The following is a 23,014-nucleotide window of genomic DNA, read 5'->3' as shown; positions in this document are numbered from 1 at the left end:
GATCATAGGGGCATGAGCGGTTGGTGGCGACCGGTGAGCGCGGTGAGCGCGGTAAGTACTAATCGTGCTCACCGGTTAGTCGGCGGTTTAGGCGGTGCGGGCAGCTAGCTCGAGGTGCGCGCCACCGTCGGCGACGTCAACGTGCACGGTATCGCCGTCCACGATGTCACCGGCCAGCAGCTTCTTGGCTAGCTGGTCACCGATGGCCTGCTGGATCAGGCGGCGCAACGGGCGGGCGCCGTAGGCCGGGTCGTAGCCGCGCTCGGCCAGCCACAGCTTGGCGGCGTCGGAGACCTGCAGCGTCAGGCGGCGGCCGGACAGGCGCTCGGCCAAGCCCTTGAGCTGGATATCCACGATGCCCGAGAGCAGATCCGAGGTCAGCGGCTCAAACATCACGACATCATCGAGACGGTTGATGAACTCCGGCTTGAAGCTGCGCTTGACTGCCTCCATGACCTCTTCCTTGGTGCCGCCGGCACCCAGGTTCGAGGTCAGGATGATGACGGTGTTGCGGAAGTCCACGGTGCGGCCCTGGCCATCGGTCAGGCGGCCTTCATCGAGGACCTGCAGGAGCACGTCGAAGACATCCGGGTGGGCCTTCTCAACTTCGTCGAAAAGCACCAGCGTGTACGGGCGGCGACGCACAGCTTCGGTGAGCTGGCCGCCGGCATCGTAGCCCACGTATCCCGGAGGGGCACCGACAAGGCGGGCGACGGAGTGTTTCTCACCGAACTCGGACATGTCGATGCGAACCATCGCGGATTCATCGTCAAAGAGGAAGTCCGCCAGAGCCTTCGCCAGCTCCGTCTTGCCCACGCCCGTCGGCCCCAGGAAGAGGAAGGAACCGGTCGGACGGTTCGGGTCAGCCACACCGGCGCGGGCGCGGCGCACGGCATCGGAGACCGCGGTGACGGCCTCCTTCTGGCCCACCACGCGCTGCCCCAGCACGGACTCCATGTTGAGCAGCTTCTCGGTCTCTCCCTGCAGCATCTTGCCGGCCGGGATGCCGGTCCAGGCGGAGACGACCTCCGCGATGGTGTCCGGGGTGACTTCCTCGCTGAGCATGGTGTTGTGCTGCTGCGCGGCCTTCTCCTCGGCGGCAGCCAGGTCCTTCTCCAGCGGCGGGATCTTGCCGTAGTTGATCTCGGAGGCCAGTGCTAGGTCACCATCGCGCTCCGCAATCTCTGCCTGACGGCGCAGATCCTCCAGCTGTTCCTTGATGGTCTGCACATCATCGATGGCCTTTTTCTCATTGGCCCAGCGGGCCTTGAGCTCACCGAGCTTCTCACGCTCATCCGCCAGCTCCTGCTGAAGGGCAGTCAGGCGGTCCTTCGAGGCGGCATCCGATTCCTTCTTGAGAGCCAGCTCCTCAATCTCGAGGCGGCGCACGATGCGCTCCAGCTCATCGATCTCCTGCGGGGAGGAGTCAATCTCCATGCGCAGGCGAGAGCCGGCCTCATCGACCAAGTCGATGGCCTTGTCCGGCAGGAAGCGGTTGGTGATGTAGCGGTGCGAGAGCTCCGCGGCAGAGACCAGGGCTGAGTCCTGAATGCGCACGCCATGGTGCACCTCGTAGCGCTCCTTGAGGCCGCGAAGGATACCGATGGTGTCCTCCACGGAAGGCTCGGCGGCGTAGACCTGCTGGAAGCGGCGCTCCAGAGCGGCATCCTTCTCGATGTACTTGCGGTACTCATCGAGGGTGGTGGCACCCACCAGGCGGAGTTCACCGCGGGCCAGCATGGGCTTAATCATGTTGCCGGCATCCATAGAGCCCTCACCGGTGGCACCGGCGCCGACGATGGTGTGCAGCTCATCGATGAAGGTGATGATCTGCCCATCGGAAGCCTTAATCTCATCGAGGACGGCCTTGAGGCGCTCCTCGAACTCGCCGCGATACTTCGCGCCGGCGACCATGGAGCCGAGATCCAGACTCAGCAGCGTCTTGCCCTTGAGGGATTCCGGTACGTCACCGGCCACGATGCGGCGGGCCAGGCCCTCCACGATGGCGGTCTTACCCACGCCGGGCTCACCGATGAGCACCGGGTTATTCTTCGTGCGGCGGCTAAGAACCTGGACCACGCGGCGGATCTCCTGATCACGGCCGATGACCGGGTCAATCTTGCCCTCGCGGGCGCGAGCGGTGAGGTCCGTGGCGTACTTCTCCAAAGCCTGGAACTGTTCCTCGGGATTCTCCGAGGTCACCTTGGCCGCGCCGCGCACGGAAGGGAAAGCGCCCTTGAGCGCGTCATAGGTGGCCCCCCGGGAGGTCAGCAGCTCGGCGGCATCCGACTTGGAGCCCGCAATAGCGGCGAGCAGCACCTCGGTGGAGACGTACTCATCACCGAGCTCACCGGCCAGCTCTTGGGCGCGGGTGAGGACGTTGAGGGCGTCGCGGTTAAAGTTCGGGTTCGCCATGTTGGCGCCCTCGGCCTTCGGGAGGGCGTCGATAAGCTGGCGCGCCTCCTTGAGCACCGTCTCCGGATCCACACCGGTGGCCTTGAGCACCGGGGCGGCAATGCCATCCTTCTGCTCGAGGATGGCTGCTAAGAGGTGCGCCGGGCGGATGTCCGGGTTACCGTTGGCGGAAGCCGTCTGCAGTGCTTGCTGCAGGGCCTCCTGGGTTTTAGTGGTGGGGTTAAAAGAACTCATTATTGTGTTTCTCCGTTTCTACTGTTTATCCAAACCTCCCTGCGGCTACAGCAGGGAAGGAAGCTTCACTGTCTATAACGCTACAGAACTTGAGTCTATTCCACTCAACTAGAACTTTTTTAAATTTCCGCGTCTACGCCAGGTTGATCGATATACACTCAAGTTTCCCTTTTCCGCTGATTGTGTCACGCCGTGGACACAAGAAAACCGGCCCCTCCGCCTGCTGGATTCAGCAGAACGGAAGAGCCGGTGTTTATCTAGTTTATCTACGATTAAACGGGCTAAACAGTCTGCGGATGCTTGCCGGGAAGATCGTAGGCAAAGGTTGCTAGGACCACGCCCGTCACGAGGTAATAGATGGACCACTTTTCCTCGAGGTCGATACCACGGAACTCACCCATAGAAGCCAGGTGGCACATGCCGTCAGCACCGGCCCATAGGGTGAAGTTCTTGACATAAACCAGGCGATCCTCCGGTTCGTACCCGGCCTCCCGCAGCGCTTCGCGGGCAAAACGCATCAACAACGCGAAGGACACACCCATCTTGGTCTGTTCCTCGCCATCCGCACTCAGCGGCACCACGGACCCAGAGGCAGCGGCGATGCAGGCACTATAGCGTTCGGGGTACGTCACCGCGTAGTCAAAATAGGCCACCGCTACGCACAGGAGCTTGTCGACGGCCGATGCATCCTCCGGCAGCTGCTCCAAGAGGTAGAGGCTGCGGGCTTCAAGCTCACAGTCGGTTTCCTGCTCCACGGATTCACGCAGCACGAAGTCATTGTCCACCAGCGAGGCAATGAAGACATCGGAGACGTCGAAATACTCGGCCACGTTCTCAATGGTTACGGACTGCAGGCCCTCGCGTGCAGCCAGCTGGATGGCACGTTCCATCACGGCCATGCGTGCGCGCTCTGCGGAAAGCTCCTGCAGGTCCTCAATCGCGGAGATATCCAGGGAGATGTCACGGTCCGGAACAAACCCAGCGAGCAGTTCGCGATACTCCTGCATCGGGCTGCGCAGATCCGGCATCTCCAAAGATTCCGCAGCCTTAAACAGGGTTCCGATGAGCGCCTTGCATACCTCGCGGAGATTGAAGCGCCGCACCACCGAGTGTTGGTGCCGCAGTACGCCGAGAACACTGAGATGCGCCATGCCATGAACAGTGGCCAAGGTAGCAACGCTGAGCTTTGCCACCGATTCAAAACACACATCGCTTCCAACCTGGATTTTTTCCTCCGTCGCGATGAGCGCGATGGTTTCATAGATCAGGTCCAAGGTCCGGTTATAGGACAAATTACCCTGTAAGAGAGCCTGCCATTCGTCCTCGAAGACATAGGCCTTCTTTTCAAAGAGGTAGCGGAACAGCTCCGGCTCACGCTCGGCATACTCGTAATAGGCCTCAGTAAAAGTTGTCAGTTTGGTAAAAAGATCGGCGTAGCCTGGGGCCGCATCGAGCGTTTCCTCAAGAAACTTGACCTTGCGGTCAGTCACATATTCGGGGATCGCCCGCACGATGGCCTCGCGGTCAGGAAACTCCGCAAGCACCTGAGCAGCACTAAGCTCCGCCAGCTTGGCCACGGATTCGACGGAGATGGCCTCATCTCCCTCCGCAGCTCCGATATGAAGCGCAGACTCGAGTACAACCTCACGAGGTGAGTCTTCATAAAGAAAATGCATACAGCTTCCTAAGTTTGCGCTCTCCTAGTGGAAGAAAAAGAAAGAATGAGAGAGCACCACGCTAACAACTTCCTGAATTTTATCCCCATTCTCCGCTAAACAGCAATGTAATCAGTGAACACTGTCCCCGTAATGCGCATCACGCCGAGAATGAAGAAAACCCCCAGGCCACACTGCCTGGAGGTTGCGCAAGAGATGGTCAGCGTCTACTTCGATGAGCCGACGTGCCCAATGCCTTCCTTGAAGATGGTGCCGCGCGGCGGCATCATTCCGGTGAATTTGAACACGAGGTAGATGACCACCGCGATGCCCAGGGAGATCCAGCCAAAGCCAGCGGTGAAGCCGTACATAACGGACAGCGGCGCGATGATGGTCCAGGAAATCTCGAAGGGACCGAAGCCGATGTAGGCCATGCCGTACTCCGACAGCGTGCCGGACTTGAGCTTGGGGTCCACGATCTTGAGGATCGCAATGCCGGTAGCCACGGTGGCCGTGGCCCAGCCCCAACCGAAGATGCCGCGCTCAATCCAGCGCTCACCGAAGAACTCGGCGGGGAACCACATCAGGAAGAAGATGCAGTAGATGGTGCCCAGAACGAAGAGCAGCAGCAGAGCCTGCCAGTAGGCTGCGACGGCTGCCGGCACGATGGCCGCCACGCCAAAGGCAATGAGGTAGTCAGTCGCCGCACCGGAGACCGAGCTGACCGTGTCCTTATCCAGGTAGTCCTTAGCACCCACCATGTTCATCACGGCACGGAAGAGCAGGCCCACGACCATGGACATGGCGAACAGCGGGATGGAGACGTTCTCCCAGATGGAGGCGATGCCCTTGTTAATGCCGTAGGCGGTCATCACGGTCAGGGCGATGAAGCCAACGTGGAGGGTGATGGGCTCGATGGCGGAGGGGTTCGTCGTCGCGCGGCCCAGCGAGGGGCGATCCTCCAGGCGCGAGATGTAGCCGCGGCGCAGCTCCTCTGGGAGCTGCTTCGGAACGTGCGAAACCTTGCCCTTGCGGATGCCCCAGTTACCCGCAATGATGCCGCCGACGATGGCGGCCAAGGTGCCCACGGTAGCGGAGGTAAAGCCCAGCGAGGAGGCCGCCTCAGCGCCCACGCCCTCCAAGGCACCGCCGACGGCCGCGGCGGTACCGAAACCACCGGTAAAGCCGACGGGCAGCATCATGCCGAACCAGTCAGGCGTGTCAAAAGTGGGCTTAAACAGCAAGAGTCCAAGGATGATGAACAAGCCCCACTGGCCGGTAAACATCATGGTGGAATAGCCCCACATGTTGCGAGCGCCCTTGCCCATGTTGCCGCCCATCTCCATGGAGAAGGCCATGGAGGCGAAGACCACGGCGATGAGCAGCGAGGTGTAATCGCCGAGGTTGTCGGAAAAACCGATCCACCCCAAGACATTGGGCCCCAAGAGCAAGCCGAGCAGACCGGCGGTGATGGGGGCGGGCAGCAGCAAGTCCTGGAATACGAACTTGATCTGGTGGCGCAAAACGTTGCCGATAACCATGAGCAAGGAAATCCAGCCCACGTCGGTCATGATTGTGTACGCAGAGAAATCTTCCATGCGAGATCTTCCTTCCATGCCGCGCATCGCGGCATCCTTGAGACGAGACTCACCCACTTTCGGGAAATGAACCGTAGATTACACTACAACTCCCTCCCCACTTTGCCACCCCTGGCATATAACCCGAGGGTGATGTGGCACTACCCCCAGGCGCTAGGATGGGCGAGCATGAGGGAACTGGGTGAGCACCTACGCAAGCACGCGGAAGACTATCGCGACGCAGTACACGGGCACTTTTTCGCCACCGTGGCCGAATCCCGCCAAGTCTTTGCTCTGTCGATGAAAGACACGCACCCCTCCATGGCCCCGGCACTCGCGTGGGTGCTGGAAAATGTGGAGGACGGTGAGGTTCGGGGGGACGTCGCCAAGCGCCTAGCCCAGATGGGACGTGATCATCGCCGCCACGGTTTCCCTCCCGAGATCTATCCGAAATTTGAGGCATCGCTGGTGCACGGGTTGGAGGTGCTAGGACTCACCCAGTATCAGTACGATGTCGCCACGCGCACTATTTCCCACGTGTGTTCCATCATGCGCAGCGCCGCCGAGGAGGCGGATATCGCCGGTCTTCCCCCGGCTCACAGCGCCCAGGTGGTGGCGGTGGAGAAGCCCAACCGGAACACCGCTGTGGTCCGGCTGGAATCCGGTACGGCGCTGGACTATCGCGCGGGTCAGCACGTGCCGGTGACTTCGCAGCTCACGCCGGGAACCTGGCGTCCGCTGACGCCGGCTGCGCCTGCTGATGATTCCGGGCAACTCATTTTCCACCTCGCGCTGGCCGGTGAGGCCTCCTCCATGCTGGCCAAGGCGCAGCCGGGAGATTGGTGGACGCTGGGCATGCCCGCCGGTGAGCCGCCACAGCTCGATTCCGAGACCACACTGATCTCCTTCGGCACCGGGTGGGCGGGCGCCCGGGCGCTGCTTCTCGACGCCCTGGAGAACACCCTCCCCTCTGGTCTCCAGGTCTATGCCGTAGCCCCTTCGCCGGGCGAGCACTATGACACGGAATTTCAGGCCAACCTGCAGGCTTTGCTTCCGAAGCTGAAGCTGCACCACATCGTGAGGGAGGGCCAGGACCCTTGGCTGCTGGGTGCGCAGCCGGCTGCCCACGGGTTTAAGCCCGTGGTGGCCAAGGAGCCGATGGAACCGGTGCTCGCTGAAGGGACGGACCGCCGCTTTGTACTCATCGGTCCGGCCGACCGCGTGGAACTAGCGCGCGCGGCCTTGCTCGCAGGTGGCGTCGCGGAGGAAGCTATCACCACGGATAGCTGGCAGCGTGGCCACGAGTGGGCGGCCTCCGCCGCCGAACTCGACGGCTGGGGCGATGACTGGGAAGCCTGGGCGGCGTGGAAGAAGTCCCAATGGGTCTAAGCGCTATAAGCGCTTAGACGTACAAGCGGAGCTTAGGCGTCCAGAACGGGGAGGGATTCACGGACCTTCGCCACGGTGCCTGGGTCCACCTCTCCGTAGAGGATTTCCGGCTCATAACCAGCTTCGGCCAGGCGCGTGCCATCCGGAGCCACGAGGACGGAGTGCCCGATGCCCGTGGGCCCGGAGGCCTCCCCTGCTTTAGCCTCGCCGCCGGGGCGTGCCTGGCCTGCGGCCAGAATATAGCTCGTGGAATCAAGCGCGCGCGCAGCGCTCAGCAGGCGCCACTGCTCCAGCTTGCCCGGGCCATCGGCCCAGCTGGTGGGCACGACAATGAGGTGAGCGCCCTGGCGGGCAAGCACCTTGAATTGCTCAGGGAAGCGGATGTCGTAGCAGGTGGCGACACCCACGGTGAGGTCACCGGCATCGAAGGCAACGAGTGACTCACCCGGGCGGACAGTATCGGATTCCTTGTACTTGAAAGCGTCGTAGGTGTGGATTTTTTCGTAGCCGCCGAGAACACCAGGCCCGGCGATGAGCGCAACGTTGGCCACGCGGTTGATGGTCTTCTCTCCACGCTGAACGGTATCTGCTGGGGCGAACATTCCCAGCACCACGTACACGCCGAGTTCTTCTGCCAGCGCGCGCACGGCGGTGGCAGTGGGGCCGTCGAGACCTTCTGCGTGTGTATCGAGGCGCCCGGAATCGAAGCTCTGGGTGGTAGCTTCCGGCAGGACGATGAGCTGCGCGCCGTTGTCTGCGGCTTCCCGGATCTTGTCGAGTGCAACGGCGAGGTTCTCCTCGACGTTTCCGGTACTGGTCAATTGAACTGCTGCTACCTTCATGCGGCCCACGGTAGACGAGCCCGGACTAGTTATCCACAGATTCCGTGGATTCACGGTTGCCGCTCTTTACGGCGATAGGACAGTTGGCGCACTCTCGATGCTATGAACCACCTTGACATTGACAGTGCTGCTCGCGAGCAGATCCGCGACCTCTTCGGCCATGCCTCCCCCACCGCCTCTCCTTCCTTGCTAGAGCCTCCTCGCACGGCCCACGCGCTAGCTCTCCTCGGCGCGCGGTGGGAGGATGCGCGGAGCGCCAGCGAACAGTCTCGGCGGGCGCGTTTAGAAGAGCTTGAGAGCTTCGTGGGTGTGACCCAGGATCTTGATTCCGAGCTTTCCACACGTCTGGCAGGAAGCAAATGAGTGCGGCGGCAGAACTGCGCGCGGAGGCCGAACGGATGAAAGGTTCCGCTTCTGAGCTTGAGCTTTATATCGCTGACTCGCGCCATCATTGGTCAGGCCTAGCGCTTTCCGGTACAGCCTCCGATGCTGCGCGGCGGGCATTGCAGCGCGCCACCGACACGCTGTTAGAACCCGCGCAGCAGATGCGCCTGGCCGCGCGGATCCTGAGCCTCTATGCGCCGCTGCAGGAGAGGATTGAACAGCTGCGCGCACGCGCCCTGCAGCTCGCTGCGACCCCTGCATTTGCTGAGCCCACCAGCGTGGCGCTTGGGCAATTAGATGCGTTGGCCGACGTCCTCGATTGGGCCTGCGCCCGCCAACTAAACGCCTTGTGCACTCCAGAGATGGCACAGCCGCCGAGCCGCTTGGAGGATTTCAGCGACCTGTCTCTCACTGAGCTGCACCAGATCCAACTGACCATGGCTAGCGAGGAAGTTCGCTCCCTCGCCGCGGCCAACCCGGATATCACCGTGCTGGAGGCCAGCCCCGGGCGATTGGTGGCGCTCGTGGACCCCGAAGGTATCGGCACTCAGGCCGCGCAGGTGAGCACGTTTGTGGGCGGAGTAGGTTCTTCTGATGCAGCGAGCTGGCCCACCGCCGTGGAGCGCGCCCGCGCCATCGCGCGCGCCACCAATGGCCCCACGGTGGCGTGGATTGGATATGCCGCCCCGACCTCGCTGCCCCGCGCTGCACACGAGGACCCAGCGCGCCGCGGTGCTACTGAGCTGGGCCGCTTCCAGCGCGCTTTGCGGCAGCGCTTTCCTCACGCGCAGCACATCCTTCTGGGTTACTCCTATGGCTCCGTGGTGGTGGGCAAGGCAGCACAGCAGGACTATGTTGCGGATGACATCGTGCTCATCGGCAGCCCGGGCGCTTCCGTGGCTAGCGCCTCGCAGCTGCACGGCCGAGTGTGGAGTGCGCGGAATACCGAGGACCCCATCGCGATTGCCACCGGCCCGCACGGCGGAATCCACGGCCCCGATCCCTCTTCCCCGACCTTCGGCGCAACGGCCGTGCCCGGCACGAGCGGCCTGCCGGGGGATCATGGCTCCTATTGGAAAGACCCCGCATTTCTGCGGGGTCTGGGGGTCATAGCCAGCAGGTATTAGAACAGACCAGCCTGCTCCTCAGAGTAGGACACCAGCATGTTCTTCGTCTCCTGGTAGTGAGTGAGCATCATGAGGTGGTTCTCGCGGCCAATGCCGGACTCCTTGTAACCACCGAAGGCGCTGTGAGCGGGGTACACGTGGTAGTGGTTGACCCACACGCGGCCGGCCTGGATTTCGCGCCCGGCGCGGTAGCAGGTGTTCTGGTGGCGCGACCACACGCCAGCGCCCAGGCCGAAGTTGGTGTCATTAGCAATCTGGATGGCTTCCTCGAAGTCCTTGAACGTAGCCACGGAGAGTACTGGGCCGAAGATTTCCTCGCGGAAGATACGCATGTCATTGGTGCCGCGGAAGACGGTCGGTTCAATGTAGTAGCCGTTCTCCAGGCCCTCCACCTTGTTCACGTGGCCACCGATGAGGGTCTCCGCACCTTCCTTCGGGCCGATCTCAAGGTATTCGGCGATCTTGTCCATCTGCTCCTGGGAAGCCTGCGCGCCCATCATCGTTTCGGTATCGAGCGGGTGGCCGATCTTGATCTTCTTCACGCGCTCCACGGCCAGCTCCAGGAACTTGTCCGCAATGTCCTCATGGATGAGCGCGCGCGACGGGCAGGTGCAGACCTCACCCTGGTTGAGCGCGAACATAACGAAGCCTTCGACGCACTTCTCCAGGTAGGCATCGTCCTTGTCCATGATGTCCGCGAAGAAGATGGACGGCGACTTGCCACCGAGCTCCAGCGTGACAGGAATGACCTTGTCCGCAGCGGCCTTGTTGATGATCTTGCCCACCGGGGTGGAGCCAGTGAAGGCAATCTTGGCGATGCGATCCGAGGCAGACAACGCCACGCCCGCTTCCTCACCAACACCGTTGACGATGTTGAGCACGCCCTTGGGAAGGAGGTCCTCGATGATCTCAATGAGCAGCAGGATCGATGCCGGGGTCTGCTCGGCCGGCTTCATCACGATGGTGTTGCCGGCGGCCAGCGCCGGCGCAATCTTCCACGACGCCATCAATAGCGGGAAGTTCCACGGAATGATCTGGCCCACCACTCCCAGCGGCTCATGGAAGTGATAAGCCACGGTGTCCTGGTCAATCTGGGAAAGGCGGCCCTCCTGGGCGCGGATGGCGCCGGCGAAATAGCGGAAGTGATCTACGGCCAGCGGGATATCAGCGGCGAGGGTCTCGCGTACGGCCTTGCCGTTCTCCCAGGTTTCCGCGACGGCGATCTTTTCCAGGTTCTCCTCAATGCGGTCCGCGATGCGATGCAGCAGGAGCGCACGCTCGGCCGGGGTGGTCTTGCCGAAGGTCTCGAAGGCTTTCTCAGCAGCGTCGATGGCCAGATTGATGTCGGCTTCCTTGCCGCGGGCCACCTGGCAGAAGACCTCACCGGTCACCGGGGTGATGTTGTCCATGTATTCGCCATCAACCGGCGGAACCCACTCGCCGCCGATGTAGTTGTCGTAGCGCTCACGGAAGTTGACGATGGCATCAGGGGTTCCGGGGTTTGCATACAGAGTCATGTGCCTACTGCCTTTCTAGTGGGTTCAGTTTCCTCACGGCGGCCGCCCACACAAATCTTCAGGAAAGTGATGGGCAACACAACATTGAATGCGAGTGTAGCGATCAGTTTTGCCAAACTCACGTTTTCAAAGAAGAAAGCTTTTGGGGTTGTTACCCAAAGGCTCCCGAACCTACTGCCCTAACTGCCCTCGTTGCCAAAGTTTCACGGTCCAGAGCAATTTTGAGCACGAACTTTGGCAACAATGACACTTGTTAAGCAAAGAGCATGAAGACTTCAGCCAAGCAGGCTGTAGATGGCCAAAACAGCAGAACCCCCCTCCATAGAGGAGGGGGGAAAGCGCCTAGCTGTCGCGGCGCCGGTTGCGGCGAGGTGTCCACATCACCACGGAGGTCGAGCGCGGTACGTGGACCAGCTCGCCGCGGGAAGGGCGGGCCTGGCTGCGCAGGCGCTCAACTTCTGCCTGCAATTCATCGCGCTCGGCGGCGAGGCGGTCGCGCTCCGCAGTCAGCTCGATGATGGACTTAATGCCAGCCAGGTTCACGCCATCGTCCTGCGAGAGCGTCTGAATCTTGCGCAAGAGCTCAATATCGCTCTCCGAATAACGGCGCCCACCCCCGGAGGTGCGGGCTGGGGAAACCAGCCCCATCCGGTCATACGTGCGCAGAGTTTGAGCATGCATGCCGGACAGTTCCGCGGCCACGGAGATGACATACATCGCCTTGGGCTGCGCCGCATCACTTCGGTTTGTTCTGTCCTTGCTCATCTCACACCTCCTTTAGCGCGCTACCGTGTTACCGGCCCAGCCGGCACGCGGATCAAAGCCGGAGTCCTTCTCCGCCTGGGCGTAACTGCGCAGCGCCGAGGAGGCCGCCGCATCCAGCGTAGAGGGCACCGTAACTTGCACGGTCACCATGAGGTCACCGGCCTTGCCGCCGCGCTTGGCCACACCGCGGCCCTTCACGCGCAACGTGCGGCCATCGGGGGTGCCCGCCGGTACCTTCACGCGCACGGGCGAATCGAGGGTCGGCACCGTAATGGTGTCCCCTAAGGCCAGCTCCGCGAAGGAGACCGGGACGGTCACGTGCAGATCATCGCCTTCCCGGGTGAATACCTTGTCGGGCTTTACCGTGACCGCCACGAAGAGGTCACCGGACGGCGTGCCGTTCGGGCCGGCTTCGCCTTGCCCGGCAAGGCGCACCTTCTGACCATCGATCACTCCAGCGGGGATACGCACCGTGATGGAGCGGGTGCGGTGCACCGTTCCGGACCCAGAGCAATCCGGGCACGGATCCTCGGCGCGCTGGCCGGTGCCATCGCAGTCCGTGCACGGCGCCGAGAAACCGAAGGTACCGCGCTGCTCAGAGGTGAACCCGGTGCCATCGCACGTCGAGCACGTCGTCAGCTTCCCGCTCTTCGAGCCGGAGCCGTGGCACGTAGTGCAGGGAGCTTCGCCACTGAGCTGCAAAGGAATGGTCGTTCCCTTCGCTGCCTCGCGGAAGTCGAGGGTTATTTGCGTTTCGACGTCGGCCCCCCGCGACGGCCGAGCTGTGTGGCCAGCACCACCGCCGCGGTTGAAAACGCCACCGAAGATATCCCCAAGACCGCCGCCTTGAGACGCTCCTCGAGCGGATCCTCCGAAGATGTCGGAGAGGTCGAATTCTTGCGCACCCGGTCCACCCATGTGCGTGGATCGAAACCCGCCGGGAAACCCGGCGCCTCCTCTCCGTCCAAAGCCGCCACCGCGCATCATGGCCTTGAACTGGTCATAGTCCTTGCGGGTAGCTTTATCAGAGAGCACATCATAGGCCTCCGCCACCTGCTTGAATTTTTCCGCCGCCGCGGGGTTATCCGGGTTGGCGTCGGGGTGGTTCTTGCGGGCCAGCTTGCGATAAGCCTGCTTAATCTCTTCGGCGGTTGCGGACGAGGAGACCCCCAGATCCGCGTAATAATCCTTGTCTGCCCATTCTGGCTTAGCGTTCACTGGGCATCTCCTCCTTTCAGGAGAGTCGATAAATGGTTAGGGTTTAAGATTTTTTGCTAAGTAAAAATGCTAATTAAGTAATGAAAAGAAGCGTGGCGCCAAGGAACACTGAACCCTGACGCCACCTGCGATACCTATTCTGCGCTATCCGAGCTATCCGGACTGTCAGCGGTATCGGCTGACTCGGCGGGGTCGGCGATAATCACCATGGCGGTGCGCACGACGCGCTCGCCCACCGTGTAGCCACGGCGCAGGACCGTGCCGACGACCTGCTCGTCACCAGTCGAGAGGTCCTGGACTGCTTCGTGCACCTCGGGGTCGAAGGCGTCGCCCTCGGCGCCGAACGGGGCCAGCTGGTTATTAGTCAGCACGCCCGTGAGCTTGTCTGCGATGGCCTTGAGCGGCCCCTCGTTGAGGTCACCGTGCTGGCGCGCGAGCTCCAGGTCATCAAGGATAGGCAGGAAATCTGCCAGGACCTTGGCCTTGGTGGTCTCGATCACGGCCTGACGGTCACGCTCGGTGCGACGGCGGTAATTGGTGTACTCCGCGTTGAGACGCTGCAGGTCCTCGGTGCGCTCAGCCAGCTGAGCCTCCAGGGAGTTCTCAGCACTGGCGTTCTCATCAGCGATGTCGCGAGCGGCATCCTCAACCGCAGCCTCTGCCTCAGCGGTGCCCGCGGTGGCGTCATCCACGACGCCGTCGGCAGAAGCAGCCTCAGCGGCGGCAGCCTCCGCAGCCTCAGCGGAGGTTGCATCAGGGTCGGTGTTGGCCGGGTTGCCCGGGTCCTGAGGGGAGGTCATGGTTTACTTCTCCTTGTTCTCGTCGTCCTCGTCGACAACCTCGGCGTCGACGACGTTCGGGTCACCAGCGGCGTCGCCAGCAGCGGCACCCTCGGCGCCCGCCTCAGCAGCCTGTGCCTCGTACAGGGCCTTGCCCAGCTCCTGGGACTCGGTGCCGAGCTTCTCGACGGCCGACTTAATCGCCTCGATGTCATCGCCCTTCAGCGCCTCATCGACGGCATCGGCAGCCTCGGTCACGCGGTTCTTCAAGTCCTCCGGCAGCTTGTCGGAGTTCTCATCCATGAACTTGCGGGTCTGGTAGGAGGTGGACTCGGCCTGGTTGCGGGTCTCCTGCTCCTCGCGGCGCTTCTTGTCTTCCTCGGCGTGTGCCTCGGCGTCCTTGACCATGCGGTCGATCTCTTCCTGGGACAGGCCGGAACCATCCTGAATCTTGATGGTGTTCTCCTTGCCGGTGGCCTTGTCCTTAGCGGAGACGGAGACGATGCCGTTGGCGTCGATGTCGAAGGTGACCTCGATCTGCGGCACGCCACGCGGTGCCGGGGCAATGCCGCCGAGCTCGAAGGAGCCGAGCAGCTTGTTGGCGGAAGCCATCTCGCGCTCGCCCTGGTAGACCTGAATCTGCACGGAAGGCTGGTTGTCATCAGCCGTGGTGAAGGTTTCGGACTTCTTGGTCGGGATGGTGGTGTTGCGCTCGATGAGCTTGGTCATCACGCCACCCTTGGTCTCGATGCCGAGGGAGAGCGGGGTGACGTCGAGAAGCAGCACGTCCTTAACCTCACCGCGCAGCACGCCAGCCTGCAGAGCAGCGCCGACTGCCACAACCTCGTCCGGGTTCACGCCCTTGTTCGGGTCCTTGCCGGTCATTTCCTTGACCAGGTCGGACACGGCCGGCATACGGGTGGAGCCGCCGACGAGGACCACGTGGTCAACCTCGGACAGGGACAGGCCAGCATCCTTGATGACCTGGTTGAACGGGGTCTTGGTGCGGTCCAGCAGGTCCTGGGTAATCTTCTGGAACTCGGTGCGGGACAGGGTCTCGTCCAGGAAGAGCGGGTTCTTCTCGGAGTCCACCGTGATGTACGGCAGGTTGATGTTGGCGGACTGGGAGGAGGACAGCTCAATCTTGGCCTTCTCAGCAGCCTCACGCAGGCGCTGGACAGCGCGCTTATCCTTGGTCAGGTCGACGCCCTGGGAAGCCTTGAACTTATCCACGAGCCAGTCGACAATGCGCTGATCCCAGTCATCGCCACCCAGTGCGTTATCACCAGCGGTGGCCATAACCTCAACCACGCCATCACCAATCTCCAGCAGGGAGACGTCGAAGGTACCGCCACCGAGGTCGAAGACCAGGATGGTCTGCTCCTGCTCGCCCTTCTCCAAGCCGTAGGCCAGTGCAGCGGCAGTCGGCTCGTTCACGATACGCAGGACGTTGAGGCCTGCAATCTGGCCGGCCTCCTTGGTGGCCTGACGCTGGGAGTCCTCGAAGTAAGCCGGGACGGTAATAACGGCGTCGGTAACGTCCTCACCCAGGTAAGCCTCGGCGTCGCGCTTCAGCTTCATGAGCGTGCGGGCCGAAATCTCCTGCGGGGTGTACTTCTTGTCATCGATATCGATGGTCCAGTCGGTGCCGATGTGGCGCTTGACGGAGCGGATGGTGCGGTCGACGTTGGTGACCGCCTGGTTCTTCGCGGACTGACCGACGAGGATTTCGCCGTTCTTAGCGAAAGCCACGACAGACGGGGTGGTGCGGGAACCCTCGGAGTTAGCGATAACGGTGGCCTCGCCACCTTCCAGTACGGATACGACCGAGTTGGTGGTACCGAGGTCAATTCCTACTGCGCGTCCCATGATCTTTTCTCCTTGCTTGTTGGGGTTTTTCTTAAGTTGATAATGCGCGACTCAACTTCTGCCGCGTCCAGTCAGCGACTCTAACAGAAGCGACACCCAAAGTCATCCAAACCTGAGTGCTGGTCACTCAACCTACGCAACGGCACCAACGCCAAAGTTGTTCCCGCCCGACTCAACTTTCTTTTTCGCCCCTCCATTTCCCCAGCTCAACAGGGCTATGCCAAGCGGAAATGTCATGCAAATCACAGCTCTCAGGAAACGGGGCTAGCCGAACGTGACCTAACTGCCCCCACGCTGGAATGAGTGATAAGGATTTCATATACTGTCCGCACATTCGACGCGACACATCATTCAGGCCCTCGCCGTCGCGCCTGAAGTACCCATTGAGAAAAGGGACACGGATTCGATGATTTCTCCTGTGCTGCGCACCCGTCGTGCTGGCGACCGACCGCCGGTCCACCCGGCTTAGCCACCTGACCTACCCACCACCAACACAGAAGGAATCCCAATGACAAACGCTCACACCCCCGTGCCCGAATCCACCGACATCGACGCCGCGCTGATCGACGCCGCCGCGGCCCAAGCCCACTCCTGGCTCGCCTCCACCGCCGACGAGCAGGACCCGGCCACAGAACAGCTCGCTGACTTATTGCGCAACCCGGATGGAGTGGCTTTCACCATGGACTTCGTGGACCGCGTCATGCGCCCCGAAGATGACAAGGTAGCCGCCCACGCGCTGAAGTCCGTCACCACCACCTATGACGCTTCCTTCCTCGGCCTCATCAACGGATCGCTGGTGGGCCTGGGCGGTTTCTTCGGGCCTATCCTGCCGAACCTGGTCATGCCACTGGCCCGCATGCGCATGCGCCAGATGGTGGGCCACCTGGTGCTCGATGCCGAGGGCGAAGCCCTCAACAAGACCTTGGACAAGGCCGCAGAATCCGGCGAGCAGCTCAACCTGAACCTCCTCGGTGAGGCCGTGCTCGGTGATAAGGAAGCCCGCTCCCGCGCTGACCGCACCTTGAAGCTCATCCAGAACCCGCGCGTGACCTACGTGTCTGTCAAGGCTTCCTCCATGGTGGCCCAGCTCAACCCGTGGGACATCGAGGGCTCGCTGGTTCGCCTCAAGGAGCGCCTGCGCCCGCTGTATGAAGCCGCGGTCAAGCGCCCGGACAAGGTCTTCATCAACCTGGATATGGAGGAGTACCACGACCTCCACCTCACCGTGCGCCTGTTTACTGAGCTCCTCAGCGAGCCGGAGTTCATGCACTTGGAAGCCGGCATCGTGCTGCAGGCTTACCTGCCCGATACCTTCGACGCCTTGGCCCACCTCGCGGAGTTCGCCAAGAATCGCGTGGCTGAAGGCGGTGCGCACATCAAGATTCGCATCGTCAAGGGCGCCAACCTTTCTATGGAGCACGTGCAGGGAGAAATCCACGGCTGGCCGTCTGCTCCCTACGCCACGAAGGAAGAGGTGGACGCCAACTACTACCGCCTACTCGACTACATTCTGCGCCCCGAGTTCGCCGACTGCGTGCGCATCGGCGTGGCCACCCACAACCTCTACACCGCGGCTTTTGCCTACAAGCTGGGCACCAAGCGCGGTGTCATGCGCATGATGGATTCCGAAATGCTCCAGGGCATGTCCCCGGCCCAGCAGGCCGCGGTCCGCGATGCCTTCGAGGGCCGCCAGATCCTCTACACCCCAGTGGTGCACATGGAGGACTTCGATGTCGCGGTCTCCTACCTGGTGCGCCGCTTGGAGGAAAACTCCGCACCACAGAACTTCCTTTACGCCCTCTTCGCCCCGGAGGAGCAGGCGCTTAAGGACCAGGAGCAGGTCTTCCGCGAGGCCGTCGAGCAGCGCTGGGATACCTTCGCCGGCCCGCGCCGCACCCAAAACCGCCTGGAGGAGGCCGAGCAGGCTGCCGGCCGCCAGGCACCGCGCACAGGGCGCTTCGCCAACGAGCCAGACACCGACCCGGCCCTGGAAGCCAACCGCGAGTGGGCGCTTAAGGCCCTGGCCACCGACCCGGGTGAGCACGGGGTGGAGGAGGTGACGGATGCGGGGGTCGTCGACAAGCACGTGGCCCGCGCCGCCGAGCTCGGCGCCGAGTGGGGCGCGCGCCCTGCCGAGGACCGCGCCCGCGCCCTCGAAGCCGTGGCCGATGAGCTGGCCAACCACCGCGGCGAGTTCATCTCCGTGGCCGCCTACGAGGCCAACAAGACTGTCACGCAGACCGACCCGGAAATCTCCGAGGCCATCGACTTCTGCACCTACTACGCGCAGTCCGCGCGCTTGCTGGAGAGCTACGCCGCCGAGTTCACGCCCCACCGCGTGACCGTGGTGACCCCGCCGTGGAACTTCCCGGTGGCCATCCCCACCGGCGGCATCGCGGCAGCCCTCGCTGCGGGTTCCGCCGTCATCATCAAGCCAGCGCCGCAGGTCGTGCACTGCGCGAAGCTCGTCGTGGAGGCCTTCCGCGCCGGTCTGGAGGCACAGGGCCTCGACCCGGATCTGGTCCAGCTCGTCTTCACCGATGAGGGTGACGCCGGCCGCGCGCTCATCTCCCACGACGATGTCGACGCCGTCATCCTCACCGGCGCTTCCGATACCGGCAAGCTCTTCCGTTCCTGGAAGCCAGAGCTCAACATCATGGCGGAGACCTCCGGCAAGAACGCGCTCATCATCACCCCGTCCGCGGACCCGGACCTGGCTATCCAGGACCTCTACCTCTCCGCCTTCGGCCACTCCGGCCAGAAGTGCTCCGCATCCTCCCTGGTCATCTTCGTCGGCGCGGCTGGCGAGTCGCAGCGCCTGCGCTCGCAGCTTGTCGACGCCGTCAAGACCCTCATCACCGGCCCCGGCTACGACATCACCACGACGATGAATGGCCTAGCCGAGGCCCCGGGCGAGAAGCTGCTGCGCGGCCTGACCCAGCTGGAGCCGGGTGAAAAGTGGCTGGTGAAGCCGGAGAAGCTCAACGAGGAGGGCACCCTGTGGTCGCCGGGTATCCGCGATAACGTGCGCCCAGGTTCCTGGTTCCACGTCAACGAGTGCTTCGGCCCGGTGCTTGGCATCATGCATGCGGAGACCCTGGATGAGGCCATCGAGTGGCAGAACTCCACCGGCTACGGCCTGACCGGCGGCATCCACACGCTGGATAACGACGAAATCGATTACTGGCTCGAGCGCGTCGAGGTGGGCAACGCCTACGTCAACCGCGGCATCACGGGCGCGATTGTGCAGCGCCAGTCCTTCGGCGGCTGGAAGAAGTCCGTCATGGGCCCGGGCGCCAAGGCAGGCGGCCCGAACTACGTGACCCAGTTCGGCACCTGGTCCGAGGGTCCGCTGCGCCCCTTCGACGTGGACATCTCGCAGCCGGTGGCAGCCCAGCTGCGTGCCTTTGGAAATCTGGAGCTCTCGGAGGAGGACACCGCCTGGCTGTGGCGCGCGGCGGAGCTCGATGAGCTGGCTTGGCAGCAGGAATTCGGCCGCAAGCACGACCGCGCCGGCCTGGTCTGCGAGGCCAACGTCTTCCGCTACCGCCCGGTGCTCACCCCGCTCCAGGTGCGCATTGGCACTGATGCCGCGCTTCGCGACGTCTCCCGCCTCGCCCTCGCCGCCACCCGCACCGGCTCCCCCGTGCGCTTCAGCGCCGCCCCGGTAAAGGCCGCGGAGCTGCGCGAGCTGGGCTTTGACGTCGATGCCGTGGAGGCAAGCGCCTTCGCCCGCGAGGTTTCCGGCTTGGAGTCCGCGCGCATTCGAACCGTGGGTTCTGTCGAGCCGGGTGTTTATGAGGCCGCGGTGGAATCCAACTCCGTGGTCCTAGACCAGCCGGTGCTGGCCGACGGCCGCCGCGAGCTCCTTCCCTTCCTCCTCGAGCAGGCGGTCTCGGTGACGATGCACCGCTTCGGCATCATCCGCCAGGTAAGCAGCATCCGCGCATAGTTCGTTTTCTGCGCTCATATGAGAAGATGGAGCGCATGACAAACAACAATGATGACGGTGCCCGCTCGGGCACGTCCTCCACGGCCTCTGGCGCGGCGGCTTCTGCCGCCGCGGAGCCCATTAATGAAGAAGCTACCCTCCCGGTGTCGAAGACCGATGACAAGTCTCGCGTCCTCGGGCGCGATGCCATCTCCTTGGCCAAGGTGTGCTTGATTTTCATCATCGTGGTCGCGGGCGTCGGCCTGGCCGGCTACCTGTTGAAGTTCATCTGGGTTGGCCTGTTGCCGGTCATCCTGGCCATCCTGGTGTGCACGGTGCTTTTCCCCGTGACCAACTGGTTGCGCGCGCACAAGTTCCCCCGCGCGCTGGCCTCCATCACCACGCTGTTGGGATTCTTAGCCATCATCGGCGGCGTGTTCGCGGCGATGGCCCCGGTGGTGTCCTCCCAAGGTGCCTCCCTGGTCAGCCAGGCCGAAGGCGGCTTAAACAAGCTCGTCGATATGGCCAAGGATCTGCCCTTTGAGATTGATGCGGCGAAGGTCCAGGAAGTCCTCGATGATGCCATCACCTTCATCAAGGGCCAAGCTTCCAACATCGCCACCGGGGTGATTTCCGGTGTATCGATGGCCAGCTCCATCGCCATGGCGCTCGCCATCATGCTCTTCGTAGCCTTCTTCATCCTCAAGGACGGCGATAAATTCCTGCCGTGGCTGCGCACCTACACCGGCTACTCCGCCGGCTGGCACGCCACCGAGCTGCTGACTCGCGTGTGGAACACGTTATCTGGCTTCATTCAGGCGCAAGCAGCCGTCGCGGCCGTCGACGGCATCCTCATCGGCCTCGGCCTCTGGGTTCTCCAGGTACCGCTGGCCCTTGTCATCGGCGTAGTTACGTTCTTCGCCAGCTTCATCCCGGTCATTGGCGCTGTCACTGCGGGCGCTTTGGCCGTCATCATCGCGCTGGTCTCCGATGGGCTGACGAAGGCCTTGCTCGCCTTGGCTCTCATCATCATCGTCCAGCAGGTGGAGGGCAACGTCCTCCAGCCGATGCTGCAATCCAAGGCCATGGGCCTGCACGCGGCAATGGTGCTGCTCTCCGTCACGGTCGGCTCCGCCTTGGCCGGCATCATCGGCGCCTTCCTGGCTGTGCCGGTGGCTGCCACCATTGCCGTGGTCTTCCGCTACCACCAGGAGATGGCCAGCCTGCGTGCCGGCGAAATCGAAGCTAAAAACATTAAGATTTCCACGGCGGAGGGCCATGAGGACGTCATGGAGCTCTACGAGAACCTAGAGGCCAGCGGCGCCCGCTAGCCACACAACCGGTGCATGGCTCTAGCCCTGGCCGTGCAACTGCCCTAGTTGCCAAACTTCTCCCCCACCACCCGCGGCGGGAGCGATGGTTTTGGCAACTAGGGCACTTTCCGTATGTGGGGTCTAATCCGCGGACACCGTGCCGAAGGCGGCGGCCAACTCCTCCGCCGCGCGGTCGAGCACCGAGGCCCACGAGCCATAGGATTCTTCGTTAGCGGTGTCCGAAACCTGCTTGAGAAGCGTGCACGGCACACCAAACTTTCGGCACACCGCAGCGATGGCGTAGCCCTCCATATCGCACAGCGCAGAATCCTGGGCAAGGCGCGTGCGGGTCGGGGTATCCGAAATAAAGGCGTCACCCGTGGCAAGCGTGGCGGTCGGCAGCTTACCGGAAGTCTCTAGCTCGATGACCTCCGGGAGCAGATAGCGGGAGACATCGCTGAGCACCTCCAGGTGAAAGTCGTGCTTGCGTACGTGGGAGATCTCGAAGACGCCTGAGAGATCGTCGCGAAGCGCGCCCGCAGTACCGATGTTGATGACACGCTCCGGCAACACCTCTGCCGACGCCAGCACCGTTGTCAGCTCGATGGCGGCGGGAACCGTACCAATACCCGTGATGAGCAGCGGCGCTCCCTCAGGAACATGCGTGGCTTCGGCATCCACGGCGGCGACGAACAGTGTACGACCAGACAGATTCTCCATGCCTGAGAGACTACCCGCTGACCCGAGGAATGCTCTCCGTAACTCTGGCCGGGGTCTCTGCGGCCTTTGTAGGGTCTGGAACCACACCGAGACCTCAGAAAGGAGAACACAATGTTCACACCACGAGTTTTCGCCGGAGCCGCACTACTTTGCTTCCCCCTCATTGCATGCAGCAGCCCAGAAGAGGTTCAGGCTAGCCCCGTCGCCGAAGTCTGCGAGGCTGGCAATGCCCACGCCGCATTCGCCGACAACATCGCCCAGGTTCCCCAGTGGAATGGACATGAATGGGCACTGGTTGATTCCGCCCACTTCGATCCGTGCGCGGAGCTGAGTTGGCAGACCATTTCCGTCGAAGGCGCAACTGCCTCCTCACCGCACCACATCATGCTCTTCCACTACGGCGAGTACATCGGCACCGCCACCGCCGAGCCCTACGCCTTCTTCCCCAGCGTCGAGCAAGTCAATGGCAGTGAGATTTCCGTGACCTACCACTGGCCGCAAGAAGGCGACGCCAATGCCGCTCCGACGGGCACCACGGAAGCAAACTTCCGCTGGGACGCCGCCCAGAACAAAGTCGTCATGAGCGGTGACGTTCCTCCTCGCTAAAATAAAACTAATCGTGCGCCTCACACGAGGCGCACTTTTTATGGAAGGAAAAATAATGCTCAGGCCTGCCTTTGTGGGCGCTATCCTCATCTGCCTCCCACTCGCTGCTTGTGCGCAAAGCCATCAGGACGAGGCAGAGACCCCTATGTTCAGTGCGGTCCACAACAGCTCGGCGAGCGTTGCCGCCGAAAGCACCACGGAAGAGGAGATAAGCCCTGAGCCGACGAGCAACGAGGCACCTTCCCCTACCCAGAGCGCGGACAAGTCGGAGTCCTGCGAGGATATTGACGCCGACGAGGCCTATCAATCAGGCATTGGCAGCATCGCGCCGTGGAATGACTACGGCTGGCAGCTTTCCTCTTCCGCCGGTTTCGACCCTTGCGCGGCTTTGAGCTGGCAAATTATCACCATCGAGGGTGCCACGGCCTCCTCACCGCACCACATCATGCTCTTCCACAAAGGCGAATACCTTGGCACCGCCACCTTCGAGCCTTATGGTTTCTTCCCCACCGTCGAGCGAGTGAGTGACACTGTGATCGCCGTGACCTACCACTGGGCGCGTGAGGGCGAGACCACCGCCGGGCGCACCGGCGAAACGCATGCCGGATTCCGCTGGGACGAAGACCAGCAGAAAACAGTCATGAGCGGTGATGTCCCACCGAATTAAACCCCT

At 62.6% G+C, this 23,014-nt stretch carries 17 protein-coding genes; 7 read left to right on the top strand and 10 right to left on the bottom strand.

Annotated features, from left to right (window positions below; translation table 11 throughout):
• Positions 1-87: 87 nt before the first annotated feature.
• The 3 genes from clpB to HMPREF2743_RS09495 all read right to left on the bottom strand — a co-directional run bounded on the left by clpB (position 88) and on the right by HMPREF2743_RS09495 (position 5,902).
• A complete protein-coding gene (clpB, locus tag HMPREF2743_RS09505) occupies positions 88-2,649 on the bottom strand; it encodes an ATP-dependent chaperone ClpB (protein ID WP_070818675.1) in 2,562 nt (853 codons plus the stop codon).
• 281 nt (positions 2,650-2,930) lie between these two features.
• Complete coding sequence (locus HMPREF2743_RS09500) at positions 2,931-4,325, bottom strand: TetR/AcrR family transcriptional regulator (protein ID WP_070818674.1); 1,395 nt, start codon at positions 4,323-4,325, stop codon at positions 2,931-2,933.
• 206 nt (positions 4,326-4,531) lie between these two features.
• Positions 4,532-5,902 (bottom strand): sodium/glutamate symporter, encoded by a 1,371-nt coding sequence (locus HMPREF2743_RS09495; RefSeq protein WP_070818673.1) that lies wholly within the window; start codon positions 5,900-5,902, stop codon positions 4,532-4,534.
• Between the two features lie 168 nt (positions 5,903-6,070).
• Between HMPREF2743_RS09495 and HMPREF2743_RS09490 the strand changes: the two genes are divergently transcribed.
• A complete protein-coding gene (locus HMPREF2743_RS09490) occupies positions 6,071-7,270 on the top strand; it encodes an FAD-binding oxidoreductase (RefSeq protein ID WP_070818672.1) in 1,200 nt (399 codons plus the stop codon).
• A 32-nt stretch (positions 7,271-7,302) separates the two neighbouring features.
• Here HMPREF2743_RS09490 and HMPREF2743_RS09485 read toward each other — a convergent pair whose 3' ends face one another.
• Positions 7,303-8,112 carry a carbon-nitrogen hydrolase family protein gene (locus tag HMPREF2743_RS09485; protein ID WP_070818686.1) on the bottom strand — a complete coding sequence of 270 codons (810 nt, stop codon included), beginning with the start codon at positions 8,110-8,112 and terminating at the stop codon, positions 7,303-7,305.
• A 102-nt stretch (positions 8,113-8,214) separates the two neighbouring features.
• On the opposite strand from HMPREF2743_RS09485, the gene HMPREF2743_RS09480 reads away from it, so the two are divergent.
• A complete protein-coding gene (locus HMPREF2743_RS09480; protein WP_070525796.1) occupies positions 8,215-8,475 on the top strand; it encodes a hypothetical protein in 261 nt (86 codons plus the stop codon).
• Positions 8,472-9,623 (top strand): alpha/beta hydrolase, encoded by a 1,152-nt coding sequence (locus tag HMPREF2743_RS09475; protein ID WP_070818671.1) that lies wholly within the window; start codon positions 8,472-8,474, stop codon positions 9,621-9,623. Before HMPREF2743_RS09480 ends, HMPREF2743_RS09475 begins: the two co-directional genes overlap by 4 nt.
• Here the strand turns inward: HMPREF2743_RS09475 and HMPREF2743_RS09470 are convergent.
• The 5 genes from HMPREF2743_RS09470 to dnaK form a co-directional block, all read right to left on the bottom strand.
• Positions 9,620-11,140, bottom strand: coding sequence for an acetaldehyde dehydrogenase ExaC (locus HMPREF2743_RS09470; RefSeq protein ID WP_070818670.1), 1,521 nt, complete (start codon positions 11,138-11,140; stop codon positions 9,620-9,622). The two genes, HMPREF2743_RS09475 and HMPREF2743_RS09470, sit on opposite strands and share 4 nt — an antisense overlap.
• Before the next feature lie 342 nt (positions 11,141-11,482).
• The gene (locus HMPREF2743_RS09465) at positions 11,483-11,905 is read right to left on the bottom strand and encodes a heat shock protein transcriptional repressor HspR (protein ID WP_070744165.1); all 423 of its coding nucleotides are present in this window, start codon (positions 11,903-11,905) and stop codon (positions 11,483-11,485) included.
• Between the two features lie 12 nt (positions 11,906-11,917).
• Positions 11,918-13,123 (bottom strand): molecular chaperone DnaJ, encoded by a 1,206-nt coding sequence (gene dnaJ / locus HMPREF2743_RS09460; RefSeq protein WP_070744167.1) that lies wholly within the window; start codon positions 13,121-13,123, stop codon positions 11,918-11,920.
• A 134-nt stretch (positions 13,124-13,257) separates the two neighbouring features.
• The gene (gene grpE / locus HMPREF2743_RS09455) at positions 13,258-13,923 is read right to left on the bottom strand and encodes a nucleotide exchange factor GrpE (protein ID WP_070818669.1); all 666 of its coding nucleotides are present in this window, start codon (positions 13,921-13,923) and stop codon (positions 13,258-13,260) included.
• Between the two features lie 3 nt (positions 13,924-13,926).
• Positions 13,927-15,771, bottom strand: coding sequence for a molecular chaperone DnaK (dnaK, locus tag HMPREF2743_RS09450; protein ID WP_070818668.1), 1,845 nt, complete (start codon positions 15,769-15,771; stop codon positions 13,927-13,929).
• A gap of 508 nt (positions 15,772-16,279) precedes the next feature.
• On the opposite strand from dnaK, the gene HMPREF2743_RS09445 reads away from it, so the two are divergent.
• Positions 16,280-19,723 (top strand): proline dehydrogenase family protein, encoded by a 3,444-nt coding sequence (locus HMPREF2743_RS09445; protein ID WP_070818667.1) that lies wholly within the window; start codon positions 16,280-16,282, stop codon positions 19,721-19,723.
• 35 nt (positions 19,724-19,758) lie between these two features.
• Positions 19,759-21,033: an AI-2E family transporter gene (locus HMPREF2743_RS09440; protein ID WP_180952073.1), complete on the top strand. Its 1,275-nt coding sequence runs from the start codon at positions 19,759-19,761 to the stop codon at positions 21,031-21,033.
• A gap of 123 nt (positions 21,034-21,156) precedes the next feature.
• On the opposite strand, the gene HMPREF2743_RS09435 is transcribed toward HMPREF2743_RS09440, so the two are convergent.
• Entirely contained in the window at positions 21,157-21,735 is a 579-nt protein-coding gene (locus HMPREF2743_RS09435; protein ID WP_070523666.1) for a nucleosidase, read from the bottom strand.
• A 111-nt stretch (positions 21,736-21,846) separates the two neighbouring features.
• Here HMPREF2743_RS09435 and HMPREF2743_RS09430 point away from each other — a divergent pair, with 111 nt between their 5' ends.
• Both HMPREF2743_RS09430 and HMPREF2743_RS09425 read left to right on the top strand, forming a co-directional pair.
• Entirely contained in the window at positions 21,847-22,341 is a 495-nt protein-coding gene (locus HMPREF2743_RS09430) for an LppP/LprE family lipoprotein (RefSeq protein ID WP_070523669.1), read from the top strand.
• A 55-nt stretch (positions 22,342-22,396) separates the two neighbouring features.
• Positions 22,397-23,008 carry an LppP/LprE family lipoprotein gene (locus tag HMPREF2743_RS09425; RefSeq protein WP_070818666.1) on the top strand — a complete coding sequence of 204 codons (612 nt, stop codon included), beginning with the start codon at positions 22,397-22,399 and terminating at the stop codon, positions 23,006-23,008.
• Positions 23,009-23,014: the final 6 nt, after the last annotated feature.

The organism is Corynebacterium sp. HMSC036D02, from assembly GCF_001836165.1.
In the GTDB taxonomy this organism is placed as follows: domain Bacteria; phylum Actinomycetota; class Actinomycetes; order Mycobacteriales; family Mycobacteriaceae; genus Corynebacterium.
Note: the sequence above shows the minus strand (reverse complement) of the source record. Positions and strands in the feature narration are given on the sequence as shown.